The organism is Burkholderia sp. Se-20373, assembly GCF_017104705.1.
In the GTDB taxonomy this organism is placed as follows: Bacteria; Pseudomonadota; Gammaproteobacteria; order Burkholderiales; family Burkholderiaceae; genus Burkholderia.
Map to the genome: position 1 here is coordinate 1 of NZ_JAAGPH010000158.1, position 16,407 is coordinate 16,407.

The following is a 16,407-nucleotide window of genomic DNA, read 5'->3' on the forward strand; positions in this document are numbered from 1 at the left end:
TCTGCAGCAGCCGGCGCGGCGGCAACCGGCGCCATCGACGGCACGGGCACCGGCACCGGCACCGACACGGGCGCTGCCTGCACGAAATTCGTCGCCACCGGACGGGGCTGCGCCGGTGCCGGCGCGGCAGCGCCGAGCGGCGGCAAGCCCATGCGGTCGCGCACGATCGGGTCGCGATACTTCACGTCGTCGGCAACCGTCGCTTCCACGCTCGGCGCCACGTTCGAACGGGCGAGCGGCGCGGTCGTGCCCGGGCACAGGTGCCCGGTCGCTTCCACCGCACGCCGGTTCGCGTCGCTCTGGCAGAGCAGCGCGAGCGCCACGTCGGTCAGGCCCATCGCGCGGAATTCACGCGCATCGAGACGTCGCACGCAGGCCTGGTCGACCAGCGTCGTGCCGCCCGTCGCGCCGAACCCCGGGAACGACACGCCGACGCTCACCGAGCCCATGCAGGTATCGGACAGCGTGGTCGTCAGCCCCGGCGCCTGGATCGAGGGGTTCGTCTTGATCGTCTGCGTCCCGGAGTAATTGACGTTTTCCGAGGTCTGGGTGTTGTACGGGTTGGTGCCGGGTGCGCCCGACGACTGGAGCGAACTGACGCTCTGCGGCGTCACGTTCGAACCGCCACTCGTGCCGGACGGCATCGTCACGTTCACGTTCACGCTCGAATTGCCGCTGCCGCGAACCCCACTCGAGCTGGTGGCGTTGCCGCCGCGCGAGCTCGTGGTGTTCGTGTTCATGCTCGAGCCGCCGCCCTGGCTGATGGCCGTCGACGAGGTCGACGACTGCGAGCTCGAAGTCGAGTCGGCGGTTTGCGCCTGGGCGCCGATCGTGGTCATCGCGAACATCGCAGCGCATGCCACCTTGATCCTGTTGCTGTTCATTTCACTCTCCGGACGAGGTTTGACCTCCCACCCAGGCAACCGTACTAGTTCCCCTGATTCCCTTCAGCTTTGCCTGCTTCCCCGAACTGCTTCCAGCCGTTGCCCAGCTGGGACCATGAGCCTGCCGACATGCCCTGCCACTGCTGGGCGTCGGGTCCGCCGATGGCACTGCCCGAAGAAAGCGTTTGTTGTTCTGACGGTTTGGTTGTCTGGTCAGGTTTGTTTGACGTCTGCAAATTCGATTGCACGTCGTCGGCAATACGGTCAGCGCCATACGCCGTCAGAGACGCGAGCATCAGAGCGGCGGCAATCAGTTTCTGCTTCATGCCAACTCCTTACGTGACAACAATGTGGGGCAAAGAGACCAGCGTCGCTGGGAAACTGGTCCCCCCACACCTGACTAATGACTGCTTCCGGTCGCACTTGAACTGCTCTGGCTTCCGCCCGCCGCGGACGGCGAGCCGGCCGGACCGGTACTCCACACGGTCGACGAGTTGTAGTGATTCGAACCCGTGATCGCGCCTGACCCACCACTGCCGGTCAGCCCAGCGGCACCCGCGTTGGCCATACCCTGGTCGTTCGCGCTCGAAGCCGTGTAGTGATTCGCACCGAGTACGATCGTGGCACTCACCCCTCCCGATAGCGCATTCGCGTTCTCGTTCGTGTTGCTGTTTCCGCCGTTCGAGGCTGCGGCACCGATACCGCCGCCTGCCGCGTACGCGCCCCCGTTCAGGCCCGAACCGCTGGCCGTCGAGGTCGAGTTGTGGAAGGCGGATGCCGTACCGACGGAACCAGCGGGTGTCACCGTACTGCCAGCGCTTGCACCCGCCGTCGAAGTCGAGTTGCTGGTGTAGCTGCCGGACCCGACCAGCACCGAACCGGAAACACCCGACGCAACGGATTGCGTCTGGTTGGTCGTGGAGAGTCCCGCGGCCATGGCAGCCGACGACAAGACGGTGAGCGCTGTCGCTAATATCACGTTGGCTTTCATAGCAATCCCTTGCTGTGATGAAGTTCGGCGGTGGCGGAGCCGGGCCTGCCCCCCATCGGACGAAACCCGGCATCCGTACCGCCAGCCAATGACGAACGCTACGCGTCGCGGCTTAGTGGTGATACGTCCAGCCGATCGAACCGGCATTCGCGCCGCTGCTGCCAGTCGCTTGTGCTCCGCCGAAGCCGAAGCCGCCAACCGTCGACGTTTGGGTGTGGTTCGTGTACGAGACCGAACCGCTGCCCGGGCCGCCGGCCAGTGCGCCGGCTGCACCGAGTGCCGAGCCGGAATCGGTCGCGGAGAAATGACCGAACCCTGCGACCCCAGCCATCGTCGAACCGCCGCTCGACGAAGTGCTGCTCGACACCGTGCCGCTGCCGGCAAACGCTGCACCCGAAACCGCCAGAACTGCTGCTGCAATCAGAAGCTTCTTCATGGTCGACTCCAAAACGGCGTGGACGGAGTGAATCGGGAAGATCGCACGCCATCGATCTTCCCGACTTGAGCAATCCTCAAAATTAAGGATCACTATCCAATCAATAAAATCTCATTGCCTTTTAAATCACGTTTTTTGCTATTTTGGCCAGACGAAGCTTAGCTTCGAGATTTTTGGTTATCCAAATTTTTTTGGTAGGTGTTTTCTATTATTTTTATGAACATTGGCCTTACATCGAAAACACCAATGCTTGACGAACCGGAACGATGCGCACATATTTCCGGCTTGCGATATTCGATACCCCGCCGGACGGCATGTCATGAATCGACATCCCGTTTCCGGAATCGAATATTCGCGAATACATTAACCACCGCAAATTGCAGCGCCGCTTGAAATACGCCTTTTACGCGGGCGACAAGAGCCTGCATTGCAGTCGGGTGGCGTGTCTTCTCCCTGAGCTATCGACGAAGCGTCTTCCGGATAATCCGGCCGACAGGCCGTTCGATCTAATCCGGCCGGCGCCGGCATGGGCCAGGCGCGATCGGAGCGGCCTTGCATGGCCGAGGACGAATCGGCATCACGCTGTCCGGCACGAACAGCCTGATCCATCCGGGTGAACTGAATGAGAGCGAGTACCGCTGTCGCCCGACTGCCGTGCGGCGCGACAACCGCGACAACCGCGCCAGCACGCGGCGCGCGCGGCGGGCAAGAAACCGGGACAGCGCAACCCGCGAAGCTGGCACAGCGTCGCGAGCATCACCCCGGCCTTTCCGACTACCCCATTGATGCGCAAAGTACGCACCGATCAAGCTACTGCTTATGGTCTTCATCGCCGTTTCCCCGACTGCTTATTGACGAGTTGGCCGCCCCACCGCTTTGTTACATCGTTTCAGCCGCCCGCCGGTGCGTCCAATACCGCAAGCAGCGTGCCACCCGATATTCCACCGCAGCGTGCGCGCGGCACACGGCCGCCACGGCGGCCCGCAGCGCCTGAAACGACATTTTTTGTTTCAGGAATGTATCGCAATAACAGTCTGACACCCGCTCCGATCGTTGAGCGCCGCGACGCAATCGCCGGATTAGACGGACGAATCCGGCCCGCAGGCCCGCACCGGGCGGCGAGACGAACGAGTGTTTCAAACTTGAGAATCGGGCTGCCGCGCAAGGCCGGCGGCGCGGGCATTTGCGCCTGCAAACCGGGGGGCGCGGCATGTGCGCCCCCTTCCCGTGCCATCACAAACGAGAATCGATTCGCCCGACACCGGGCACCGAACGCCCGACCCGGCAGCCTCCGGCGAGCCGTCGACACGCATTTCTCCTGACGACCGAAACGAATTTGATTCATCCGTGAAAATACCGACAGGATCACGCGCCGCTCGAGGGCCGAAATTGACCGTAAAAAATAAAACTTTCGTGGCGGCGTAATAATTAAAACGAATGAAAACTCGCGCCCCGTCACGCCGACCATCATTTTTTCATTTTCATTCGCCCTGCCTTTCACGCACCGAATCACCCGATTCGCGGCACATTCGGGAAACACTTTTAATCCTTTATCCACGCATTTCTCATTGATGAAACATTCAAACTCAACACCTGTTTGACGACGCCATTCCCGCACAAGCCTGATTTATCGTGCGTTTCGTCGTATCGATTCGCATCGATCCGGCAATTGACCCGCTCGCTTTTCTGTCCCCACGATACATGCATGAAACAGAAGCGCGCATATCGCGCGGCAATCGCGCCGCCGCTCCCGTGCGCATCGCGACGGCATCGTTCATGGCATGCCGATTGCCTGATCTCCGGCTCTCACCGAGCGGCACGCCGAGGCACAAGATCACGGACGGCGGCCTGCTCGTCAATCAGCGTATCGGGGAAGAGGCGATGAAGATCACCACCGATCGATCGACGTGCGCGTCGTTCAGGCATCAACGGGGTAGTCGGCGAAACCGGAGCGCCTGTCGCGGCGCTTCGTCGACCTCGGCCCATGCGAACCGGCGCTTGCCGAAGCGCTACCCGTGCGGCGGGATGGAACGCGTGCGCACCGCCGTCGAGCAAATCGACGTGTGGTTCCTCGAGCTGCTCGACGAAGGGGAAAGCCATGAATGACCGGGTCGCGCTCGAGACGCGCGCCGGTCAGCGCGTCCTGGTGACGGGCGGCGCCGGCTTTCTCGGCAGCTACGTCTGCGAGCGCCTGGTCATGGAAGGCGCGTCCGTCACGTGCATCGACAGCCTGCTGACGGGGCGCAAGCTCAACGTCGCCGACCTGAAGGCGTCCGGCCGCTTCGAATTCGTGAAGGGCGACGTCTCGCTCGGCCTGCCGCAACTGCAGGTGGACGAGATCTGGAATCTCGCGTGCGCGGCATCGCCGCCCACCTATCAGGTCGATCCCGTCCATACGATGATGACCAACGTGCTCGGCATGAACCACTGCCTCATGCTCGCGCGCAAGACGGGCGCACGCGTGTTCCAGGCGTCGACCAGCGAGATCTACGGCGACCCGGACGTGCACCCGCAGACGGAAACCTATCGCGGCAACGTGAACACGATCGGCCCGCGCGCGTGCTACGACGAAGGCAAGCGCGCGGCCGAGGCACTGTGCTATGACTACCACCGCACGCACGGCATCGACGTGCGTGTCGCGCGCATCTTCAACACCTACGGCCCGCGGATGTCGCCGCGCGACGGCCGCGTCGTGTCGAACTTCATCGTCGGCGCGCTCAACGGCGCGCCGCTCGAGATCTACGGCGACGGGCGGCAGACCCGCTCGTTCTGCTTCGCCAGCGACCTGATCGACGGCTTCTTCTGCCTGATGAGCGCCGAGCGCAACGTCGGCACGCCGGTCAACATCGGCAACCCGGGCGAATTCACGATGATCGAGCTTGCGGAGAAAGTGCTCGCGATGACGGGCTCGACATCGGAGATCGTGTTCCGGCCGCTGCCGATCGACGATCCGCATCAGCGCAAGCCGGACATCTCGGTCGCGTCGGCCGAGCTCGGCTGGCGGCCGGCCATCGATCTCGACGAAGGGCTGCGCCGGACCGTCGACTATTTCAGCCGTGAACTGTGGCTCGAGCCGGTGCTGCGCGTGACCGGGGCCACGGCATGAAAGTGCTCGTGACAGGCGGAGCGGGCTATATCGGCAGCCATACCTGCAAGGCGCTCGCAGCGGCGGGACACGAACCGGTCGCCTACGACAACCTGTCGACCGGCCATCGCGATGCGGTTCGCTGGGGGCCGCTCGTCGCGGCCGACATTCTCGACCGCGACGCGCTGTCGAAGGCGTTCGCCGCGCATCGGCCCGACGTCGTGATCCATTTCGCCGCACTCGCGTACGTCGGCGATTCGGTGCTCGCGCCCGACCGCTATTACACGGTCAACGTCACCGGCACCTGCACGCTGCTGAGCGCGATGCACGCGGCGGGCGTCGGCCGGATCGTGATGTCGTCGTCGTGCGCGACCTACGGCATTCCGGACGGGCTGCCGATCTCGGAGCGCACGCCGCAGCACCCGATCAATCCGTACGGCTTCACGAAGTACGCGATGGAACGGATGGCCGCCGATTTCGAGCGTGCGTATGGGCTGAAGTGGGTCGCGCTGCGCTACTTCAACGCGGCCGGCGCGGACCCGGACGGCGAGATCGGCGAATGCCACGAACCGGAAACGCACGCGCTGCCGCTCGCGATCCGCGCGGCGCTCGGCACCGGCCGTGCATTCCAGGTGATGGGCACCGACTACCCGACGCCCGACGGCTCGGCGATTCGCGACTACGTGCATGTGAGCGACCTCGCCGACGCGCACCTGAAAGCGACCGCCTATCTGTGCGGCGGCGGCCACAGCGTCGCCCTGAATCTCGGCACCGGCCAAGGAACGTCGGTGCTCGACGCACTGCGCGCCGTCGAAGCCGTGACGGGCCGCCGCGTGCCGACGGTAACGGCCGCGCGCCGCCCGGGCGACCCGCCCGAGCTGTACGCCGACGCCACGAAAGCCGCGCTCGTGCTCGGCTGGCGGCCGCGCTTCACCACGATCGAACCGATGGTCGAACACGCCGCGGCGTGGTTTCAGAAAGCACTGCAATTCGAATCCGGCAAGTGAGCACGTTTCCTTGAACGCCACGCAGGGGAATCACCATGAAGGTACGGATCGCCATCGTCGGCACGGGCTACGTCGGGCTGGTCAGCGGCGCGTGCTTTGCGGATCTAGGGCATGACGTCGTCTGCATCGACAACAATCGCGGCAAGATCGACGCGCTGAACGAAGGCCGCATGCCGATCTACGAACCGGGCCTCGACGCCGTCGTCGCCCGCAACGTCGAACGCGGCACGCTGCGCTTCAGCAGCGACCTCGCGGCGAGCGTGCGCGATCGCGACGCGGTATTCATCGCGGTCGGCACGCCGACGCTGCCGGGCACCGACCAGGCGGACCTGCAATACGTCGAGGCGGCCGCACGCGAGATCGCGTCGAACCTGACCGGCTTCGCGGTGGTCGTCACGAAGTCGACGGTGCCGGTCGGCACCAACCGAATCGTCAAGCAGATCGTCGAACGCTGCGCGCCGGACGGCATCGACGCGGCGATCGCATCGAATCCGGAATTCCTGCGCGAAGGCTCGGCGATCGACGATTTCATGCACCCGGACCGCGTCGTGTTCGGCGCCGAGCATCCGCGTGCGATCGAGATCATGACGGCCATCTATGCGCCGCTGGAAGCAATGGGCCACCTCGTGCTCGCGACCGAGATCGAAACGGCCGAACTCGTGAAGTACGCGGCGAATGCGTTCCTCGCGGTGAAGATCAGCTACATCAACGAGATCTCCGACCTGTGCGAAGCCGTCGGCGCCGATGTCGAGCTGGTCGCGAACGGGATGGGCCTCGACCGCCGCATCGGCGCATCGTTCCTGAAGGCCGGCCCCGGCTGGGGCGGCTCGTGTTTTCCGAAGGACACGCGCGCACTGAAGGCGACGGCTTCCGAACATGCGGTGCCGCTGCGCATCGTCAGCGCGGCGATCGAATCGAATGCGCTGCGCAAGGAGCAGATCCTGCGCCGCATCGAGAAAGCCTGCGGCGGCTCGATCAAGGACAAGCGCATCGCGGTGCTCGGCCTCACGTTCAAAGGCCAGACCGACGACGTGCGCGAAAGCCCGAGCATCGACGTGATCCAGCTGCTCGTCGGCGCGGGCGCGCATATCCGCGCGTACGACCCGGCGCGTCCGCACGAAGCGTCGCGGCTGCTGCCGCAGGTCTTCATGGAGGGCTCCGCGATCGACGCGGTGCGCAGCGCGGACGCCGTCGTCGTGATGACCGAATGGAAAGCGTTCGAGGCACTCGATCTCGCCGATCTCGCGGATCACATGGCCGATCCCGTGATGCTCGACATGCGCAACCTGTTCAGCGAACGGCTCGCCGTCGACAGCGGCTTTCGCCGCTACGAACGCGTGGGCCGCTCATGCGGCGAACGCACGCCGGCCGCCCCGGCACCGGAACCACCACCTGCGAGCGATGACACCCGGCCGCCACGCGGCCTGCTTCAAGACTGATGATCCGACCGTGACGGGAGAACACCATGAAGAAGCTGGTTGGGTCGCTTGCGGGCGGCCTTGCGCCGGATACCACCGACACCAACGATGCCAACGGTGCCACCGGTGCCGACGCGGACCGCACCGCCTCGATGAACGCGGACGTGCCGCTCGTCGTCCCGTTGATGGACAGCGGCACCCGCGTCGTCTTCCACCTCCTCGCGCTGGGCTGGTTCGTCGCGCTGGGCATCTTCTGGCGCTGGTGGCTGCGCGACGAGCACTACGTCGACGCCTTCCGCTTCGGCGTCAACTGCTTCGTGCTGTTCTGGACCACCTTCATTCCCGGCTACTTCATCTTCATCATCCGCTCGGCGGTCGTGCCGAACCCCGCGCTGCCGGTGCCGCGCGACTGGCGGGTCGCGATGGTCGTCACCAAGGCGCCGTCCGAGCCGTTCGACATCGTCCGCACGACGCTGCTCGCGATGCTCGACCAGACCTACCCGCACGATACGTGGCTCGCCGATGAAGATCCGTCGCCCGAGACGCTCGACTGGTGCCGCGCGCACGGCGTGTTCGTGTCGACGCGGCGCGGCGTCGCCGCGTACCACCGGACGAGCTGGCCGCGCCGGACCCGGTGCAAGGAAGGCAATCTCGCGTACTTCTACGACATGGTCGGATACGACCACTACGATTTCGTGTCGCAGCTCGATGCCGACCATGTGCCGACCCGCACCTATCTCGAGGAGATGCTGCGGCCGTTCGTCGATCCGGCAGTCGGCTACGTGTCGGCGCCGAGCATCTGCGACAGCAATGCGGCCATGAGCTGGAGCGCACGCGGGCGCGTGAACGTCGAGGGGCCGCTGCACGGCACGATGCAGGCCGGCTATGCGGGCGGCCTCGCGCCGCTGTGCATCGGCTCGCACTATGCGGTGCGCTGCCGCGCGCTGCGCGAGATCGGCGGGCTCGGGCCCGAGCTCGCCGAGGATCACTCGACCACGATGATCTTCAATTCGAAGGGCTGGCGCGGCATGCATGCGCTGAACGCGATCGCGAACGGCGAAGGGCCGCGCACGTTCGGCGACCTGGCCACGCAGGAATTCCAGTGGTCCAAGAGCGTGATGATCATCATGCTGCGCTACACGCGCCACTATTTCATGGGGCTGCCGCTGAAGCTGAAGGCGCAGTTCCTGTTCTGCCAGCTGTGGTACCCGCTGTGCGCGCTCGCGATGGCGGGCGGCGTCCTGATTCCGGTCGTCGCGCTGCTGACCGGCCGCGTGTGGGCGCACGTCGACTACCTCACGTACCTCACCTACGCGCTGCCGCTGGCCGTGCTGCTGCTGTGCGTCGTGACCTGGGCCACGCAGTCGACCCGGTCGTGCCGCCCGCTGAATACGAGACTGCTGTCGTGGGAAGGGCTGTCGTTCGTGTTCGCGCGCTGGCCGTGGGTCGTGCTCGGCTGCGTGTCGGCGATGTTCGACTGCGTGCGCGGCAAGGAATATCCGTTCAAGGTCACGCCGAAGGGTGGCACGATCGAACAGGACGCGCCGCTGCGCGTGGTCGCCCCGTATCTGCTGATCTCGCTGTTCTGCAGCCTGCCCGTCGTCACGGTCGAGAATCCGCGCAACGCCGCCGGCTTCTATCTGTTTTCGACGCTGACGAGCATCCTGTATCTGGTGATCGCGGCCGTCGTCGCGGTGAATCACGGCCGGGAGCAAGGGCTCGCGTGGTCGGCGTTCCGGCAGATGTTCTTCAGCCGCCTGCCCGTGCGCAACGCGCTGTTCGTGATCGCGCTCGCGATGCTGCTGTCGGGCATCGGGCTGCGCGCGCCGAAAGGCTGGCAGGCGATGATGTGGCGCTCGGGTTTGCCGGCCGTGGTCGCGCCCGTGCCGGGCGAACCGGTGATGCAGCCCGAACTCGGCGCCTACGATCCCGAGAACACGCTCGCGGGTGAGCGAAATCTCGCATTCGACCATGTGTTCGTGTCGTGGAACGCGCCCGACATCCGCGCGGAAATCGACGAGGCGTACCGGCGCGCGCACACGCGCAACCGCGCGCTGATGCTGACCGTCGAGCCCTGGGCGGCCGGCGACACGCGGCAAGGCGCGCTGCTCGACGATATCGCGCACGGGCGCTACGACGCGCGGATCGCGGCCACCTGCTCGGCGCTGGCGGCGTTGAAAAGCCCCGTGTTCGTGCGCTGGGGCCACGAGATGGAGGCCGACACCGGGCGCTATCCGTGGGCCACCGGCGGCGCATCGGCGTACGTGGAAGCATACCGGCGGGTCGTGACCGCCTGCCGCGCGATGACCGACCAGATCCGCTTCGTGTGGTCGCCGGCCGGCAACCGGAACCTCGACGACTATTTCCCGGGCCGCGGCTATGTGGACGACGTCGGCCTGTCCGTGTTCGACTGCCCGCGCTGCGCGAGCTGGCCGGCCGGCGGCCACGCGTCCGCCGCGAGCGTCCTGCGGACCAAGTACGAGCGGGTGGCCGACTACGGGCTGCCGGTGATGGTCACGGAGCTCGGCGTCGACGGGTCGAATGCGCGCAAGCGCGAGGCACTCGACGAATTCCAGCGGTCGCTGTGGCGCTATCCGCTGCTGAAGGCCGTGGTGTATTTCAACGCGGTCGATACGCCCGGCGCGTGGCCCGCGCACTACGTGCCGGACTGGCGGATCGCGCCGGCCTTCCTGCAGACGACGGTGGTCGCCCGGTGACAGGCGCGGCGATCGACGGCGCGCCGGCTTTCCGGCGATCCGCCATCAGCCGAGCAGTTCCTTCCTGCGCAACTGCACGACGTCGCGCATCGGCGGCGCGCCGAACAGCCGGCTGTATTCGCGGCTGAACTGCGACGCGCTTTCGTAGCCGACGACGGCGGCCACCGACCCGACGTCGCCGCCCTGCCGCAGCAGCAGCCGCCGCGCCTCGTGCAGCCGCAACTGCTTCTGGTACTGCAGCGGGCTCAGCGTCGTCACGTGCTTGAAATGATGGTGCAGCGACGACACGCTCATGTTGACCGCCTGCGCGAGCGACTCGACGCGCATCGGCTCGGCGAAGTGATCGCGGATCCATTCGATCGCGCGGGCGATCCGGTGCGTCTGGCTGCCCGCGATCGCCATGTGCCGCAGCCGCGTGCCCTGCCCGCTCGTCATCAGCCGGTACAGCAGTTCCTTTTCGATCAGCGGCGCGACGACCGCAATGTCGGCCGGCGTATCGAGCAGCCGCATCAGCCGCAGCGCGGCATCGAGCAGCGGCGGCGTCAGCTCGGCGAGCGCGATCCCCTCGCCTTCAGGGCCCGCGTCGGGTTCGGGCAGCCGCATCTCGGCCGCGAGCTCGACGATGCGCTGCGGATCGAGCGTCAGCGACAGGCACAGGTACGGCGCGTCCGGCGACGCGCACGTCACGCGTGACAGGATCGGCAAGTCGATGGAGGTAATCAGGCAATTCTGCGCGTCGTACTCGTAAGCCTGACCGGCCACGATCACGCGCTTCGAGCCCTGCGCGGCGATCACGAGCGCGGCCCGCGACACGCCGCAGCCGAGATCGACCGGCCGCGTGTGCCGGTGCAGCATCAAACCCGGCACGGCCGTTGAATGCGAGCCGTCCGCGGGCGCGAAGCGGCTGATCAGCGTCGCCAGCTCGCGCTGCCCGGATTCGCGCGACGCCACGATATCGGTCATGTCCATGACGCTTCCTCGATCAATTTCCTCATGTCGCGGGAGCATAGCGAAACCGCCCGCCGCCTGCCGGGGATTTGCAGGATTGTTCAATAAATTTGCAGGATTGGGTAGACGCAAAATCCGATGCCTCGCGCACACTGCCCGCTGACCGGGCGCATGCCGGGTTTTCCCCACGGAGACAATCACAATGCCTACCTCCTTTGTCCTGAACGGCAAGAACGTCACGCTCGACGCCGATCCGTCGATGCCCGTCCTCTGGGCGATTCGCGAACACGCGGGACTGACCGGCACGAAGTTCGGCTGCGGCATGGCGCAGTGCGGCGCGTGCACCGTGCATCTCGAAGGCCAGGCCGTCCGCTCGTGCGTGCTGCCGCTCGCCGGCATCGCGGGCAAGCACGTCACGACGATCGAAGGCCTGCAGAGCAAGCCCGCGCAGGCCGTGCAGGCCGCCTGGGTCAAGCTGCAGGTGCCGCAGTGCGGCTACTGCCAGTCCGGCCAGATCATGTCCGCCACCGCGCTGCTCGAACAGAACCCGAAGCCGACCGACGCGGACATCGACACCGCGATGAACGGCAACCTGTGCCGCTGTGCGACCTACGCCCGCATCCGGGCGGCGATCCACGACGCGGCCGCGACGCTGGGAGCCTGACCATGACGATCGAACTCGACAACACCGGGTCGGTGCGTCCGTCGCGCCGCACGTTCCTGAAGGCCGCGGGCGCCGCGGCCGCCGTCAGCCTGACCATCGGCTTCGACTTCAGCGGCTTCGGCCGCCGCGCGCTCGCCGCGACCGCGCCCGCCGCCGGTTTCGCACCGAACGCGTTCCTGCGCATCACGCCCGACGGCACCGTCACGGTCATCGCGAAGCACGTCGAAATGGGCCAGGGCGCGTATACGGGCATCGCGACGATCGTCGCCGAGGAGCTCGACGCCGACTGGTCGCACGTGCGCGTCGAAAGCGCGCCGGCCGATGCGAAACGCTACGCGAACCTCGCGTTCGGCACGATGCAGGGGACGGGCGGCAGCTCGGCCATGGCGAACTCGTGGCAGCAACTGCGCGAAGCCGGCGGCAAGGCCCGCGCGATGCTGGTATCGGCCGCGGCGGCCCGCTGGAAGGTGCCGGCGAGCGAGCTGACGACGGCCAATGGCGTCGTCACGCATGCGAAGAGCGGCAAGACGGCCGCGTACGGCACGCTCGTCGCCGATGCGGCGAAGCTGCCGGTGCCGGACAAGGTCACGCTGAAGCAGCCGGCCGATTTCAAGCTGATCGGTCACCCCATTCCGCGCGTCGACGCGTCGGCCAAATCGAACGGCACCGCGCATTTCACGCTCGACACGACCGTCCCCGGGATGCGCGTCGCGCTGCTGCAGCGCCCGCCCCGCTTCGGCGCGAAGGTGAAGTCGTTCGACGCGACGGCGGCCAAGGCCGTGCCGGGCGTCGTGTCGGTCGTGCAGGTGCCGGGTGGCGTCGCGGTCGTCGGCACCGGCTTCTGGGCCGCGAAGCAGGGCCGCGACGCGCTGAAGATCGAATGGGACGAAACGAACGCCGAAAAGCGCGGCTCGGACGAGATCATGCGCGAATACCGGCAGCTCGCCGACAAGCCGGGCACGTCGGCGCGCAAGGACGGCGATGCCGACGCGGCGATCACGGGCGCGGCGCGCAAGATCAGCGCGACATACGAATTCCCGTATCTCGCGCACGCGCCGATGGAGCCGCTCGACGCGGTCGTCAAGCTGACGGCGAACAGCTGCGAGATCTGGGCCGGCGACCAGTTCCAGACCGTCGACCAGGCCAACGCGGCCCGGACGGCCGGCCTGAAGCCCGAGCAGGTGCAGATCCACACGCTGTACGCGGGCGGCAGCTTCGGCCGGCGCGCGAACGCATGGTCCGACTACGTGGTCGAGGCCGTGTCGATCGCCAAGGCGCTCGGCGCGGACGGCAAGCCGGTCAAGCTGCAATGGACGCGCGAGGACGACATCCAGGGCGGCTTCTACCGGCCCATGTACTTCCACAAGCTCGACGCGGGGCTGACCGCGGACGGCAAGCTGGTCGGCTGGCGCCACCGGATCGTCGGCCAGTCGATCCTCGCCGGCACGCCGTTCGAGGCGTTCATGGTGAAGAACGGCGTGGACGCCACGTCGGTCGAGGGCGCGGCGAACCTGCCGTACGCGGTGCCGAACGTGTCGGTCGAGCTCACCACCACCCAGGTCGGCCTGCCCGTGCTGTGGTGGCGTGTGGTCGGCAGCTCGCACACGGCGTACGCGGTCGAGGCGTTCATCGACGAAGCCGCGCACACGGCCGGCAAGGATCCGTACGCGTTCCGCCGCGACCTGCTCGCGAAGGAGCCGCGCATGCGCGCGGTGCTGGACCTGGCCGCGCAGAAGGCCGGCTGGGATCCGGCCAAGCCGCTGCCGAAGGGCCGCGGGCGCGGGATCGCGGTTGCCGAGGCGTTCAAGAGCTATGTCGCGCAGGTGGCCGAGGTGTCGGTCGACGCGGACGGCAAGGTGAAGGTCGAGCGCGTGGTGTGCGCGGTCGATTGCGGGATCGCGATCAATCCCGACATCGTCGCCGCGCAGATGGAGGGTGGCATCGGCTTCGGGCTCGGCGCGGCGATGCACAGCGCGATCACGCTGAAGGACGGCCAGGTCGAGCAGCGCAACTTCGACGGCTACCACGTGCTGCGGATGGCCGAGATGCCGAAGGTCGAAGTGCATATCGTGCCGTCGGCCGAAGCCCCGACCGGGGTCGGCGAGCCGGGCGTCGCGCCGATCGGGCCGGCGGTCGCGAACGCGATCTTCGCGGCGACGGGCAAGCGGCATTACGTGCTGCCGTTCGATTCGGCGGATAGCGCGAAGGCTTGAGGATGGGCCGGAACGCCGGCCGCGGGGCGCAGACGTCTCGCGGCCGGTGTTTTCAAGCACCTCGCGGAACACGTAACGCTGGCTGGAACCGAGGCCCGATGGCACGCCCCAACGGCAACGCTCACTCCAGCTCGACTTCAGGCCAGAGCCTCGGAAAAAGAAAACGGAGGCCGCTCAGCGGCAATCCAAAGGACAGTTCACCGCGATGCGATGGCGAAGTCAGCAGTCCACAATCCAGCAGCGAACGGACGATCCGACGCGCCAATACATCGCTCACACCGAGCATCTGGGCAAATTCCGCTCGTGTGACCGCTCGGCGCAGTGCCACGAACTCCATGGCCAGCGCAGCGGCTTCCGGTTTGATGACCGATTTTTCCGAACTGATGGTCCACGGATTGGCCTCCAGATATCGCAGCAGATCCATCAATCGTCCGGTCACCCCCTCGAACTCAGTCATATGCACCATGAAACCAACCTGGTCCTGACAGCACTCGAGAAAGAACCGTGCAAATTTGACCAGCCCTTCCTGGGACAGATTGCCCCGGCCGTCCAGATCGTTGCGCCTCGTTTGGTCGGCCTCGCTCAGCCTGAGGTAATACTGTTCATGTTCTCGCGCCAGCCCCCGGAGTGGCGACCAAAGTCCATGGGTCAGATCCGCAGCGCGTAGTCCGAGATGCGAATGCAGACGCGCGACCCGGCCGTTGCCATCCATGAACGGGTGCACCCAGGTCAAACGATGATGCGAACAGGCGATACCGATCAGTTGATACTCTTTGGCACGAATGCGGGCATAACGTGTCGCCCACGCCTGGAGCAACGGCTCGACCATCTCGGGCTCCGGTGCCAGATGGCGCCCCACCGTCACATCCGCGCGGCGAAACTCGCCCGGAATGATGGCTTTCCCTTCACTGGTCAGTCGTTCATCGACTGGCAAACCGGAGAAGAAGCGATCGTGAATGGCCGAAATTCGCGCCGGCTCAAACAGTGCGGCAACCGGCAGCGTTCGCCATTCCTCCTCGAGCGCCGCTTCCGTCGCGATATGCGCGACCGCGAAGCGTTGTTTCTTGCGCTCGACAATATCGGTCGAATAGTCCCGATGTAGCGCAGCCTCGATCTTGGCGGGCGTTGTGTGCTGCCCTTCGATCTTGTTCGTATAGTACGAATTCATGGCGCGCAACTGCGGCACGAGCGCGGCGGCCAGCGGAGTATCGCGTACGGCAAGCAACCGATGCGATGAGTCGACGAGCTCGCCGGCCTGCTCTAGCAGCGGATCGAGTACGCGATCCTCGGGAAATAGCGGTTCGAAGGTAGCGACTGTGGTCATGCTTCCCTGTCGGGTTCAATGTAGGGTTCCGTGTCGGCAATTATAACCACTTATCTTACTGATTTATATCAACTTTTTGCCTTATCGTGTCGGGTTGAATGTAGGGTTCCATGTAGGGTTCGATTTGCCGACCTCGCACCTGCACCGCGACGTGTTCCTCATGCCATTCCCCGCCTCGTCCCACACGTTACGTCGGACGTAACGCCCGTAACGTCGCCCGCCGATGCTACGTAACAATCCTTCACGGTTGTCCCGCTCCCTTTTCGCTCCGCCCCCGCGCGTCCCGTTAAAAATTCTTTTAAATTCAAGGCTGCAGCGCCGCATGCACGGGCGCCGCCCCCTGTCGATCCCCGACGATCCGCTCCCTGGCCCGGAAGTTGCAGCACAGGACCCGCAAACACTCCTTTATGGACATGCGAGGGCCACCATGGATTGCAAATACCTGTACATCGACACCATAAAAATCAACTTCGTGCGCCGCACGATCGAAATCGACAACAAGATCATTGATGTCACGCCGCGTGAATTCGACGTCGTCGAATTCCTGCTCGACAACATGAACAAGATCGTGCCGCGGCAGGCAATCCAGGAAGCCGTGTGGGGCCGTGAACTCGGCGTGTCGTCGCGCACGCTCGACACCCATATCTCGCGTATCCGTTCGAAGCTGCAGCTCGATCACGACAAGAACCTGCGGATCATCCCGATCTACGCGGTCGGCTA

General features: G+C 65.7%; 14 protein-coding genes and 1 pseudogene. 8 read left to right on the plus strand and 7 right to left on the minus strand.

What is annotated here, in order from left to right; translation table 11 throughout:
• The 5 genes and pseudogenes from G3N96_RS32615 to G3N96_RS32635 all read right to left on the minus strand — a co-directional run.
• Positions 1-884 (minus strand): annotated as a pseudogene (locus G3N96_RS32615) (chemotaxis protein CheA); the annotation flags it as partial.
• A 44-nt stretch (positions 885-928) separates the two neighbouring features.
• Complete coding sequence (locus G3N96_RS32620; RefSeq protein ID WP_039360925.1) at positions 929-1,210, minus strand: hypothetical protein; 282 nt, start codon at positions 1,208-1,210, stop codon at positions 929-931.
• A gap of 74 nt (positions 1,211-1,284) precedes the next feature.
• Entirely contained in the window at positions 1,285-1,875 is a 591-nt protein-coding gene (locus G3N96_RS39925) for a hypothetical protein (RefSeq protein WP_124578158.1), read from the minus strand.
• 112 nt (positions 1,876-1,987) lie between these two features.
• Positions 1,988-2,311 carry a hypothetical protein gene (locus G3N96_RS32630; RefSeq protein ID WP_124578160.1) on the minus strand — a complete coding sequence of 108 codons (324 nt, stop codon included), beginning with the start codon at positions 2,309-2,311 and terminating at the stop codon, positions 1,988-1,990.
• 889 nt (positions 2,312-3,200) lie between these two features.
• The gene (locus G3N96_RS32635; RefSeq protein ID WP_206139759.1) at positions 3,201-3,869 is read right to left on the minus strand and encodes a hypothetical protein; all 669 of its coding nucleotides are present in this window, start codon (positions 3,867-3,869) and stop codon (positions 3,201-3,203) included.
• Between the two features lie 74 nt (positions 3,870-3,943).
• On the opposite strand from G3N96_RS32635, the gene G3N96_RS32640 reads away from it, so the two are divergent.
• From G3N96_RS32640 to G3N96_RS32660, 5 genes are read left to right on the plus strand one after another with little or no spacing between them, the layout of a single operon-like run.
• Entirely contained in the window at positions 3,944-4,417 is a 474-nt protein-coding gene (locus G3N96_RS32640) for a hypothetical protein (RefSeq protein ID WP_346778924.1), read from the plus strand.
• Positions 4,410-5,417, plus strand: coding sequence for a UDP-glucuronic acid decarboxylase family protein (locus G3N96_RS32645; protein WP_206139760.1), 1,008 nt, complete (start codon positions 4,410-4,412; stop codon positions 5,415-5,417). Before G3N96_RS32640 ends, G3N96_RS32645 begins: the two co-directional genes overlap by 8 nt.
• A complete protein-coding gene (gene galE / locus G3N96_RS32650; RefSeq protein ID WP_124578167.1) occupies positions 5,414-6,403 on the plus strand; it encodes a UDP-glucose 4-epimerase GalE in 990 nt (329 codons plus the stop codon). The genes G3N96_RS32645 and galE overlap by 4 nt, the downstream gene beginning before the upstream one ends.
• Positions 6,404-6,438: 35 nt before the next feature.
• A complete protein-coding gene (locus G3N96_RS32655; protein ID WP_124578169.1) occupies positions 6,439-7,842 on the plus strand; it encodes a UDP-glucose/GDP-mannose dehydrogenase family protein in 1,404 nt (467 codons plus the stop codon).
• Between the two features lie 26 nt (positions 7,843-7,868).
• Complete coding sequence (locus G3N96_RS32660) at positions 7,869-10,538, plus strand: glycosyltransferase family 2 protein (protein ID WP_206139761.1); 2,670 nt, start codon at positions 7,869-7,871, stop codon at positions 10,536-10,538.
• Between the two features lie 45 nt (positions 10,539-10,583).
• Here G3N96_RS32660 and G3N96_RS32665 read toward each other — a convergent pair whose 3' ends face one another.
• Positions 10,584-11,507 (minus strand): AraC family transcriptional regulator, encoded by a 924-nt coding sequence (locus G3N96_RS32665; protein WP_046548314.1) that lies wholly within the window; start codon positions 11,505-11,507, stop codon positions 10,584-10,586.
• 181 nt (positions 11,508-11,688) lie between these two features.
• On the opposite strand from G3N96_RS32665, the gene G3N96_RS32670 reads away from it, so the two are divergent.
• Positions 11,689-12,150 (plus strand): (2Fe-2S)-binding protein, encoded by a 462-nt coding sequence (locus G3N96_RS32670; protein ID WP_124578173.1) that lies wholly within the window; start codon positions 11,689-11,691, stop codon positions 12,148-12,150.
• 2 nt (positions 12,151-12,152) lie between these two features.
• Entirely contained in the window at positions 12,153-14,363 is a 2,211-nt protein-coding gene (locus tag G3N96_RS32675) for a xanthine dehydrogenase family protein molybdopterin-binding subunit (protein WP_206139762.1), read from the plus strand.
• Positions 14,364-14,484: 121 nt separating this feature from the next.
• On the opposite strand, the gene G3N96_RS32680 is transcribed toward G3N96_RS32675, so the two are convergent.
• Positions 14,485-15,687, minus strand: coding sequence for a Fic family protein (locus G3N96_RS32680; protein ID WP_206139763.1), 1,203 nt, complete (start codon positions 15,685-15,687; stop codon positions 14,485-14,487).
• 427 nt (positions 15,688-16,114) lie between these two features.
• On the opposite strand from G3N96_RS32680, the gene G3N96_RS32685 reads away from it, so the two are divergent.
• Positions 16,115-16,407, plus strand: a 293-nt coding sequence (locus G3N96_RS32685) for a winged helix-turn-helix domain-containing protein (RefSeq protein WP_206139764.1), incomplete at its 3' end; no start/stop codon positions are given.